At 42.0% G+C, this 11,789-nt stretch carries 5 protein-coding genes; 4 read left to right on the top strand and 1 reads right to left on the bottom strand.

Features of this window, described 5'->3' with window-relative positions:
- Positions 1 to 16: 16 nt before the first annotated feature.
- Genes U0033_RS31585 through U0033_RS31595 form a run of 3 tightly spaced genes read left to right on the top strand, consistent with a single transcriptional unit; the run spans position 17 to position 9,586 of the window.
- Complete coding sequence (locus tag U0033_RS31585; protein ID WP_072363195.1) at positions 17 to 4,525, top strand: DUF5977 domain-containing protein; 4,509 nt, start codon at positions 17 to 19, stop codon at positions 4,523 to 4,525.
- Between the two features lie 11 nt (positions 4,526 to 4,536).
- Positions 4,537 to 9,033, top strand: coding sequence for a DUF6443 domain-containing protein (locus tag U0033_RS31590; RefSeq protein WP_072363194.1), 4,497 nt, complete (start codon positions 4,537 to 4,539; stop codon positions 9,031 to 9,033).
- A 28-nt stretch (positions 9,034 to 9,061) separates the two neighbouring features.
- The gene (locus U0033_RS31595) at positions 9,062 to 9,586 is read left to right on the top strand and encodes a hypothetical protein (RefSeq protein ID WP_072363193.1); all 525 of its coding nucleotides are present in this window, start codon (positions 9,062 to 9,064) and stop codon (positions 9,584 to 9,586) included.
- An 11-nt stretch (positions 9,587 to 9,597) separates the two neighbouring features.
- On the opposite strand, the gene U0033_RS31600 is transcribed toward U0033_RS31595, so the two are convergent.
- Complete coding sequence (locus U0033_RS31600) at positions 9,598 to 9,750, bottom strand: hypothetical protein (protein WP_218164058.1); 153 nt, start codon at positions 9,748 to 9,750, stop codon at positions 9,598 to 9,600.
- A gap of 1,367 nt (positions 9,751 to 11,117) precedes the next feature.
- Between U0033_RS31600 and U0033_RS31605 the strand changes: the two genes are divergently transcribed.
- Complete coding sequence (locus tag U0033_RS31605; RefSeq protein WP_072363191.1) at positions 11,118 to 11,348, top strand: hypothetical protein; 231 nt, start codon at positions 11,118 to 11,120, stop codon at positions 11,346 to 11,348.
- The last annotated feature ends 441 nt before the right edge of the window (positions 11,349 to 11,789 follow it).

Raw genomic sequence — 11,789 nt, forward strand, 5'->3', positions numbered from 1 at the left:
TATACCCGTTATCATTATGAAACGCTATTTATCCGCACTATTTTGGGGGTGCATCTTCGTTTTCCTATCCCCCCTTTACAGCACCGGACAAGACATTGGTTCTTATCCCGGTATTAATCTAAACAAGACACTCCCGACACCACAAACGGCCTCCCTGGGAGAATTTGGACTGATCCCTCCAGATCCTTTTACAGGGCAGGCAAATGTCAGTATTCCATTGTACAACCTGGCCTATAAGGACCTGGAAGTGCCCATTACGCTATCTTACTCTACTAAGGGTAATCAGGTGGACGAGCATCCCGGTTGGATGGGCCAGGGATGGAGTCTAAATGCCGGCGGTGTAATTTACCGGAAAGTAAATGGTTTACAGGACGAGCATGTAAGGCGACTTGGTAATACGTATTATTCTAATGAAATCTGTTACCTGTACAACAGCTACAAGGTTAAAGAATATGCGTCCGATACAAACTTTGTAAAAGAATATGCTAACAACTCCGTTCTTTCTGTCTCCAGTTTCCTGGATTTCGACGCTCAACCCGATGAATTCATCTTTAACTTCAATGGCCATGCAGGTGTTTTCTACTTCCAGGGAGATTCTGCCCAACCTATTCAGATCAAGGTAAAAAGTAGTAATGGTGAAAAACTGAAAATAGAATTGTTGGATACCCTAAGCTCACTTACCTATGATGATGTACCATTAAATGAGCTTCCCTCTTCTACCTTTCTTACAAAATCCACATCGAGGGTCCTCTACCGGTTTAAAATCACCGATGAAAAGGGTATCCAATATATTTTTGGAGGTACACCCAATTCTATTGAACTGAATAACAATGGTGATTATACTGACGATTCCTATACCATCGCCAGCGCCTGGTACCTCACAGAGATCAGAAACCCAGCCGGCTATAGTATTCTCTTCAACTACAAGCGTGCAGGCAGAACCTATACACAACATATGCAACGCAGTATACTCGCCTTCAAGCAGCATTCTTCGTTACATGTGGACATCTTCTATGTACTCAGTTATACAAACAAATCAAATTTTGATAACTATTACGACGGTTCCACTACACATGTAACAGTACAGAACCCGGTATTCCTCTCCTCCATTGTTACACCACTGCAAACTATCAATTTTACCAGCTCCCGGTGTAAGGATATGGGTTATATCATTGCTGATACCACCTTTAGCAAAATAAACAGAATCGGCAGTGCAAGTGAGCTCCTGGATAGTTCCATGTGGCAGAAACTGAACCAGATTGATATTGTTGGGGTAAAGAAGATCAATTTTAGTTACCTCGAAAGCAGGACCCGGCGCCTGCAATTGACTGGCATCAATCTATCAACACCCTATGACAGGGTGATACAACAATATGGATTCACCTATGATGCTACATTGTTGCCTAAATACTATAACCTGCAGCAAGCGGATCACTGGGGTTATTACAATGGTAAGACCTATAAATATGATACAAATTATTTAGTTTCCAGGGCACCTGATTCGACCTATATGAAAGCGGAGATTCTGAAGAAGATCACCTTTCCTACAGGAGGTTACACAGAGTTTGTGTATGAACCACATACTTACCGGAAAGTGGCGCTGCAATTACCCTATTTTAACCTGGAAGAACACACGACAGATAGTATTGCCGGAGGCCTAAGGATCAAAAAGATTATTTCTACAGCTGATGCCAATGCACCAGCAATCACCAAAGAATACTTTTATGTAACAGATTATATCCACGGTGGAACTGCATCAAGTGGTATACTGGCAGGACATCCAACCTATTATGCAACAGGCTCCGGATACAGTAAGAATAATTCCGGACCGGCAGTATGGGGCAACAGCTGGTCAGGTACCGGTACTGTAGATTATCACCGCGTACTGGATAATAACTTCCTTCCCTTAGGTACTACCAATGGGAATCATATGACCTACTCCGAAGTCACTGAAAAAAGCGACGGTGGCTATACTGTATACAAATTCAGTAACCATGACAATGGATATGTAGACAGGATACCTACTTTTGTCGCGTCCAATTTCAGCGCTACCTATTTTGACGAGCAATTTATCAGTAATGAGCCATTCAGAGGACTATTGCTGAACCAGGCTATTTACAATGGCAGTAAGCAATTGCTGAAAGAATCCGCCTATACCTATTATATAGATACCACCGGCGCTGACTATAAATTGGCTTATATCCATAATATAACTGATCTTTCTACCTACTTCCCGCTGGTGAGGGTAAATACAGGGTTTTATTATCTGAAACCAGCACTGGTAAAATCGGTTACGATAACAGATTATGATCCGGCCACAAGCGCCTCTGTGAAGGCCATTACTTCCAATTTGTACTACCCTGACATTAACCCCGGTAAGAGTGCGGCTTATGATAACTACCAGGTGGCTAAGTCTACTTTGACGACCAGTAAGAATGAAAGCCTGACTACGGTCTACTCTTATCCTTATTCAAGAATACTGGCAAACGCTGATACAGCAGGTATTTACAAAGCGATGCTTGATCGCAATATGAACAGTATCAACCTTGGTAAAGTTCAGTTCAGAAACAATGAGCAACTGCAACTGACTAATTTAAGTTTCTACAGCCCTTATACGGACGTATATGTACCTAAATATTTCCAGACTTCACAGGGCGCTGGCTCGCTGAGTACTGAAGATACCTATGATATATACGACAACATGGGTAACCTGCAACAGGTAACGAACAAAGGAGGTATGCAGGAAAGCTATATCTGGGATTACAAAGGACAATATCCGATCGCTCAGGTAACGAATGCAGCCAACAGTGATATCGCTTACAGTTCTTTTGAAGGTGATACATATGGCGGCTGGGGTGGCTTTGATAATATAGTGGTGGATTCTACTTCTCCGGGAGGCATCCATTGCTATGGGCTGGGACATACCTCAAATTTACTTTTCTATCTTGAAAAGACCGGATTGTCCAGTGATAAAACTTACGTTCTTTCCTACTGGAGTAATGGAGGTACCGCTACTGTAGCAGGTAGTGTAGCAGTTAAAAAAGGGAAAACTATCAACGGCTGGACTTATTATGAGCATACAATCAAGAATGTTACTGTTACCGATCTCACAGGTAGTACACATATCGATGAACTCAGGTTATACCCTGCCGGCGCTCAGATGAAGTCCTACTGGTATAACCCGCTGGTAGGAATGACAGGCACCTGTAATGAGCGGAATATCTTCACTTATTATGAGTACGATTCCTATGGCAGGTTGCATGTGATGCGTGACCAGGACAGGAATATCATAAAACTGATCTGCTATAATTATTATGGACAGGCAGAAATCTGCAACGAACATATTTTCTATAATACGGAACAAAAGAAAGACATCAGGAAAAGTTGCAATTCTCCTTACATGGGCACTCTTGTCACTTATACAGTTAAAGCAAATACCTATAGTTCAGATGTCAGTCAGGATGACGCAAATGCGAAAGCAATTGCTGAAATTAACACATATGGCCAGACCTATGCTAATACAAAGGGATATTGTTATTTTCCTAATGACTCTATCACCATTACCACAAAGAAAAACAACTGTGGTGCAGACTCAGTACCTTCCAGCGTAAATTGGATTGTACCCAAAGGAAAATACCTGTCTGCTGTCAGCATTGCCCAGGCAGATAGCATTGCTTATGCCAGCGAGATAGATAGTGCACAGCTCAATGCCAATGCAAAAGGAGTATGTTCACCCTGTACCGTATTCCTTACAAAAGCCGCTGATGCAGGAGACCTCCCTATTTTCAATCTTGCTATTACGAATTCATCCACAGGTGAATCATTATTAAACAAAACCTACCTGGACCCGACAAGTGCAATGCTCTCCTGTCTTGCGCTGCCAAAAGGTATTGTATATAACATCACTTTCACCACTCAGTCAGGCACAAGCCTCTACATCAGACAGAATGGTACAGAAACAGTCATCACCGGTACATCTAAAACGTACCTGTTAGGCGCTGGTGCTTCATTTGAATTATCGACGAAGGCACAGACGGTGTATAAGAATTCCGAGCTAAACCTTTATTATCAGAAGACAAACTGTAGCGCCAATTATACAGGGTCTTACGTAAAATATACCGTAGCTGCCGGAACTTATTCTTCTCTCACTCCAGGCGTTGCGGACTCCCTGGCACGGGTACAGGCGAATACCTATGGCCCGTCCAATGCGAATACCAGTTCAGATGGGTTCTGTTATCCGGCTGCTGATAATGTAGTCATCAAAGAGGGTAGCAAAACTCCTTCAGGAGTATATACTATCAAACTCACATCTGGAACAACAACACTGAAATCGTATTCTTATATCATCCTGGACAGCAATCTGCCTATTTATGATGTGATCACGCCAGCTACTGCTACTGTGGTTATTGCAACAAGTTCGCCTATGACCACTGTAATCAATAACACGACTTACATGATAGCGGCTAACGGCACATTATCAGTAAATGCCAGTACACCCATCATCATTACGGTTTCAGGACAATAAAAGGTAACACTATGCAACCCAGATATAAATTTTTATCACTCCTGCTGTTAAGCAATATAGCGTTACACGGGCAAAACTTTCCAGGAGGAACGACCCGGCCTTCCGCTACGCCGGCATCTCTGCCAGGTGCTTTTGTGAACCCGGTAACCAATTTTATCAGAACGCTATCACCCGCTATGCCGACTACTGATACGGCTGCTGTTGCTGCTGCCGGTAGAACAGTAACGGAGGTTATTCAGAACACTGAATATTTTGATGGTTTAGGCCGCCCCTGGCAAACTATCACCAAAGGTGCCAGTGGCCAGCAACATGATATTGTGACCATGAAATTGTACGATGCCTATGGAAGGGAACAATATACTTACCTGCCTTATGTACAACAATCAGGGAATAATGCAGACGGTAAATTTAAAAATAGCCCTTATACGGAGCAACTGGCGTTCTTTAGGAACAGTACGTTAAACCCGGGTACCAGTGCAGAGAATATCTTCTATGGGCAATCTGTGTATGAAGCGTCTCCTCTGAACAGGGTCCTGAAAGGATATGCTCCCGGCAACAGCTGGGCGCTGGAAGGTGGTGCAAAAGCGGCCGTACATCAGTACCTTGTCAATACACTGAGTGACTCTGTACACATCTGGACAATGGTCAATGGCCTGCCTGCGAATGCAGGTATCTATGCGGCCGGTTCACTTCACAAAGATGTGGTAACAGATGAATCAGGCAAGCAGACCATAGAATATTCAGATAATGAAAACCGTGTGATACTAAAGAAAGTTCAGCTCTCTCCTATTCCTTCTACGGATCATCGGGGCTGGTTGTGTACTTATCACGTATACGATAGTTATAACCGGCTGGCATGTGTCATACCTCCCCTGGCAGTTGAACAGATGCTGATTAACTGGAATGTGTCATCCTATTTGTATGAGCTCTGTTATCAGTTTGAATATGATCAGAGAAGCAGGATGACCATGAAAAAATTGCCTGGTGCAGGCCCGCAATATATGGTATATGATGTAAGGGACAGGATTGCCTTTACACAGGATTCTGTACAGCGGGCGAAGTCTCCACAGCAATGGCTGGCTACATTTTACGATGGGCTGGACAGGGAAGTGATGACGGCTATATACACAAAGACTGTTGCCAGGACGCAATTGCAAAGTAGTCTGGATAGTGCCTTGACGAATACACAATCTGTTACCACGCAGATACCTCTTCAGGCAGATCTTGTGGTGAATAGCAATGAGGGCGACACGACTTACATCGCAACAAACAGCATCACTTTTTTGCAGGGGTTTGAATCGACCAATATGACGGCATCTATTGATAAGACAGCTACTGCCGGTACTACCACTATATTGGCGGCCAATACCTTAGCTGGTATTTCATCTGCTGATCTGACTCCGCTGACTTATACCTTTTATGACAACTATGATTATGTTGGCGCTTATGGCTATCTCTCCGGTGAGATCGCCAATGTCAGAACCGGAAATAACCCCAACGCAGAAACATTTTCCACTACTCCAAGTGCCATGACAACCGGCCTGATAACCGGTAAAAGAGTGCGCGTGCTGGGTACGGATCAGTGGCTGGCAAGTACCACCTATTACGATGACAAGGCCAATATGATACAGGTGATTTCTTCTAATCATGCAGGAGGGAAGGATGTTGCGACCAATCAATATGATTTTACCGGTAGATTATTAAGCAGCTTCGTAAGACATAAAAATCCCAGGAGCACGGCGACCCCGCAGACGACTATTCTGACGATTGCCGAATATGATCATATCGGCCGCTTATTGAAACTAAGGAAGAGACTGAATGGTGATTCTACACAGGAGAAGATACTTGCAGTCTGCACATATGACGAATCCGGTCATCTAAAGCAGAAACGACTGGGGGTAAGCGGAGACAATACCCAGCTGGATACCATGAGCTATACTTATAACGCACGCGGATGGATGAAAAGTATCAATGCTGCGTTTGTAAATTCAGCAAATGCCAGAAACTGGTTTGGAGAAATACTGAGCTATGATGATGATTTTGATAGCACACAGTATAATGGTAACCTGGCAGGCGTTAAATGGAAAACGGGATCAAATGGTATCGCCCGGTCTTATGGATTTACTTATGACAGGAGTGACCGCCTGACAAGAGCCGATTTTAGTCAGCAGAACACAACTGGTGGCACCTGGAGCCAGGACAAGGCAGACTTTACCGTCAGCGGACTCCAATATGATGCGAATGGTAATATGATGGCGATGGCGCAGCGGGGAATGGTCGGTACAGCACTGACAACGGTAGATCAGTTGAAGTATACGTATGTTGACAATAGTAACAGGCTACTTGGTGTAACTGATACGGCTAATACCAGGACAGCCAGGTTGCAGGATTTTGTGGATGATAGTCTTCACTCCGCAAGTGATTATACGTATGATGCAAATGCGAATCTGATTAGTGATAATAACAAAAAGATCAGCAGTATTACCTATAATATCTTAAACCTACCTGAGCAGATCACCTTTTCAAATAAGGGAAGCATTACTTATCAATATGATGCAACAGGTAAAAGATTAAAGAAAACGGTCGTAGACAATACCCTGAGTCCTGCTAAGACAACCGTGCAGGATTATTTGGGAAGTATGGTATATAGCCAGGATACCATGCAGTATATCGGTACCGAAGAAGGACGTATACGCCCTATCTATGACAGTGCGAAGGTTACCTATACTTATGACTACTATGAAAAAGACCATTTAGGTAATATCAGGGTAGTATTAGGTACAAGATCAGATACCAGCGTTTATGCTGCCACAATGGAACTGGCGCAGGCTAATAAAGAAAATGCGCTGTTTAGTAATATAGATAACCGTCGTACGCTTTTACCTTCCGGTTATCCTGCTGACAACACAACCAGTCCGAATGCATATGCTGCACTTACTAATGCTAACAAGGAAAAGAAAATTGGTCCTTCTTTAGTCTTGAGAGTGATGGCGGGTGATACGATTAGTGCAGTTGTGAGATCATATTATACCAGTGCCAATGCAAGTGTAAGGAATAGTTTGCCTACAAGTATGTTGTCAGCTTTGGTACAGGCATTTACGGGTAATACGTTGGTAGATGGTTCGCACGCAGGTGCAGGCAGTACTTCTGCTATTGCAACTGTATTTAGTGAAGACATTTATAATGTGCTGCGGGAGACGGACAGTAGTACGAATCAATCTACCAGGCCAAAGGCTTATCTGAACTATGTATTGTTTGACGATCAGTTTAATATGGTGAGTGATAACAGTGGGGTGAAACAGTTGCAGGATGCTGCAGGAACCCTGCAAACGCTGGCCTCCGGGGCGTTGGTGATGAAGCGGACAGGGTTTATGTATATTTATACCAGTAATGAGAGCGGAGAGGATGTGTATTTCGATAACCTGATGGTGATGCATATGACTGGGCCATTGCTTGAGGAGAATCATTATTATCCATATGGTTTGATGATGGCAGGGATTAGTGCAAAGGCGTTGAAAGGAACTTCTTATCCGGAGAATAAGATGCAGTTCAATGGAAAGGAGAAACAGGATAAGGAGTTTAGTGACGCGACGGGTGTGGAGTGGTTGTATTATGGTGCGCGTATGTATGATCCGCAGTTGGGAAGGTTTACGACCCTGGATCCTGCGGGCGATAATTATGCGGTGATATCTCCTTATGTGTATGCGGGGAATAACCCGGCGAGGTATACGGATGTTGGAGGTATGGGCCCGGGAGATAGGATTAAAGCGGCGAAATCATTACTTAAAAAGCCATATTTACAACAAACTGAGTATATTCTGAGAGTGGCTGAAACAGAGCCTGGTCTTGAATATATGGACTGTTCTGAACTGGTATGCAGGGCGCTTGCAAAAGATGGTGTAATAAAACTATCAAAAGCAATGAATACAGCGGGTTTAATTACTGAATTCAGCAATACTGCAAAATATGAGAAAAGTAACACCCCGAAGCCTGGAGATGTTTTTGTGTGGAGGATAGAACAATATACAGATGCTGATGGTAAAACCCATGACGCACATGGACATACGGGTATTGTAACCAGCATCGATGCTGATGGTACAATACTTACAGTTGAGGCAGTTGGTAAGAAAATTGGAACCAAAATCGTAGAATATAAGGTCAAAAAAGGCACAAATACAACCGGGCTTACCAGTCATGCAGGATGGAGAGGCTTTTTCAGACCGATAAATGAAACTGAGGACGGTAAAGAGGGAATGGAAATTACGGCTACAGACCTCAGTTCAGGAGCTACACCACAAGCAGGGAAAAAAGGAGGTGCTAAAGCAGCTACAACACCGGCAGGGAAAACCGCACAACCGGCACAGCCAGCCAAAGCAGCCCCGGCACCTACTCCGGGGAGGGCTCCTGCGGGTAGATTCGATAAACCGAAAGGGGAGTTGCAGCAGGTAAATGAAGCCAGCAGAAGCGACTATGAAGCTGCAGTCGGTCTAATATTCCAAAATATATAATTAAATTAGTCTCTTTTAAAAGATTTCTATGAAGTTCATTACGCTATTCTTTTTCCTATGCCTTTTGGCAGGCATCCAATATTGCTTTTCGCAGAGCAAGGAAGCATTACCAGCCTGGACTTTTTCATTAGACTGCGATTCTGCAAAAGGTAGTTCTGGTATCGGCTCCCTCCAGCTCTTGCCTAAAAGCATCAGAGATTCGGCAGATTTATTAGGTTTTGGGGCGTGTTATCTATGTCCGAAAACTTACGATGTTCTATTTGTTTATAAAGGAGGGCTTCGCAAACGAATGGAAATGGAACTTGATACTCTTATCGATATTTTTTATCATAAGGCCTGTGCCAACCATTTTGCTGATTTCGATGTTTATATTTTTCAGTTAAAAATGAAAGATGGTACTGACATGGACCCAGATGAAGATCCTTATATCTTCCCGACCACGGTAAAAGTATATAAGCGAAATCCTGACAAAACATGGCAGTATAAGCAGCAAAAGCTCATACGTAATTTCGTGGAGTATAATAAGCTCCGGTTTTACTCAATTTATCACTAAGCATCCTTCGTTTACCGTGCTGTGGCATGCAATGCCCACAGCACGGTTTGTTTTTTAAAAAATTTATTGTTATTAATCGCCCCCGGGAGGCGCAATAATACGAAAAACGACCGTTCGAAAGGACCTTCAATCGCACTTGCCTTTTTACGATTGACTTCAAACATTTCTTCAGCAAATTTATCCTGGGAAATCAGCTGTTATGTATCTAATAAACAGTAAGCGTAACCTTCCAGACGGCTGGAATCATGCGTTTGCCTGTTAATTTAGCCAAACGTCTTTGTAAGTTCCGGAGCTTGATATTACATGATCAGTTTCCAGCTTCTCGACACTTCCGTCACCGTTAGATGATATGCATATGCCCTCGTCAATAATTATCCAACATTAGATGGACGACTTCCCTCGTTAGAGGTTTACTCTCTTTTCATCATCGATTATACGATGGTCGCCATATGGGGGCATATGAACGTGATGGCCATCTTTTAACGCTGCGTAAATCCCAAACGCTGTTCTATCCTTAATAACTAGAAGTTCATATTCAGCGTCTACCAGCATCTGTGTACGTAGTTTGAGAAATAAGGGCTTTCTGGTGGTAATGGAATATGTTCCATTACAGAAAGAACACGGATATTATATTACCACGGTCAGTCTGTTAAATTTTGTAAGGAACGTTTTCGCGCTGAAACAGCCAACGAGGTCTTTGTAAAGCAATTGAGTAAAATCGCTGTGAATGCGCCGATCATTGACTATTACTGTCAAATCATTCGTACCATTCTACAAACAGACAATAAGAGCCAGGACCAGGAATTGAAAGGAATACAGAGCGACATTGACAAGTTCTACCAAAGAAATCAAATTGCCCGTTCTATGAGGCTGGATTCAGGTAATTAATGGCGTCTGATGTCATACAAGTATCTTATGCTCTACATTCTGGTTCTACCATTGTCAATTCAACCGCTATTTTGCTCAATTCGTCAATTATTTCTTTTCCGTTAGCATATTGAACCCCTAGTTTTGTTTATATGAAAGGTTTGCCTGTGAAAAATTTGATGTAGTTGAATTGAATGCTTGCCTTAGTGATTATTATAATTGAATAGTATGTGTTATAAATGTATAAACTCAGCTGTCATTTCAGGTATCCAAATTTATGTAATTAGAGTTTGCAATGGCGCTTTAAAATTAATTTTGATATTGCTCCGGCGTAATTAATCGCAGAAGCAAAATTTATCAAATACAAAATACCTGTGAGAATTGAAACAATCAAATCTTTCAGCATTCCATCGTTTAAGTACCACTGCGTCTTTTAACTTAATGGAAAACATTCTTTTGGGGGACTTTAAAACGGAAGTTTTTATAGTTCATTATTACAGTTAACGACCAACATAGGTGCCAGAGAAAATATCATAATAGCTAAAATATGTTACTTCGTTAATACCACATCATAGTAAGTGATAGTCTTTGTGTATTAAGAAGCTAATAAAAGTTATCGATTAGTCATAAGCAGCCAGGGAAGGCAATTGTCAAATTTGTAAATATGTTGGTAATTATTGTCAAAACATCATTGGAGGATCACAATTTGGTAGTTCAAATTGGAGATGTACTTCAATCTTATAGTTCAATTAAGTCATGGTCTATTGATCTTGATGATGAAGATAATGTACTTCGGATACTCGCTTCTGAAGATATAAGTTCAACGCTTTCAGCAGAACTATCAGAAAAAGGCGTTCCATGTGAGGTAATGGGAGTTTTTATGACAGTAAATTAAAATAAACCGAGCTATAAAAAGCAAATTTCACATTACCTGAAATTATATGATCTGAAGAATATTTCAGTTCAATTAGTCTATCAGTTTGCGCATCATCCATGTTTGTTGATACCTAAAACTACATCTGCCCTTGATCGGTAAATGTGTAGATCATATGTGCATCGTTAACCAGGTAGTAATTATTATTAATAGGCTGGGATCATTGTTGATCTGGAATTTAGAGATAATATATTTGCCGTAATCAGACGTGAATAGGTAAATTAATAATTGTCTCATGCGATTTAACCCCATAATCCTGCAGAATAGCCCCTCTCTTATACATTGAAAGTAAAACAGTTAATAACCTTCTCCAATTAAGCAGTATAGAATTCATGTGGCAGATCTTTTTCCTGGTCTTGACAGGAAAAGAGTTTCAAACAATAGAGTATTTATTCTCTGGAT

This window comes from Chitinophaga sancti (genome assembly GCF_034424315.1).
In the GTDB taxonomy this organism is placed as follows: domain Bacteria; phylum Bacteroidota; class Bacteroidia; order Chitinophagales; family Chitinophagaceae; genus Chitinophaga; species Chitinophaga sancti.

Excerpts from the sequence above, each read along its gene's own strand:
- U0033_RS31600 (WP_218164058.1), bottom strand. The coding sequence starts at position 9,750 with ATGTTTGAAGTCAATCGTAAAAAGGCAAGTGCGATTGAAGGTCCTTTC.
- U0033_RS31605 (WP_072363191.1), top strand. The coding sequence starts at position 11,118 with ATGTTGGTAATTATTGTCAAAACATCATTGGAGGATCACAATTTGGTA.
- U0033_RS31590 (WP_072363194.1), top strand. The coding sequence starts at position 4,537 with ATGCAACCCAGATATAAATTTTTATCACTCCTGCTGTTAAGCAATATA.
- U0033_RS31585 (WP_072363195.1), top strand. The coding sequence starts at position 17 with ATGAAACGCTATTTATCCGCACTATTTTGGGGGTGCATCTTCGTTTTC.
- U0033_RS31595 (WP_072363193.1), top strand. The coding sequence starts at position 9,062 with ATGAAGTTCATTACGCTATTCTTTTTCCTATGCCTTTTGGCAGGCATC.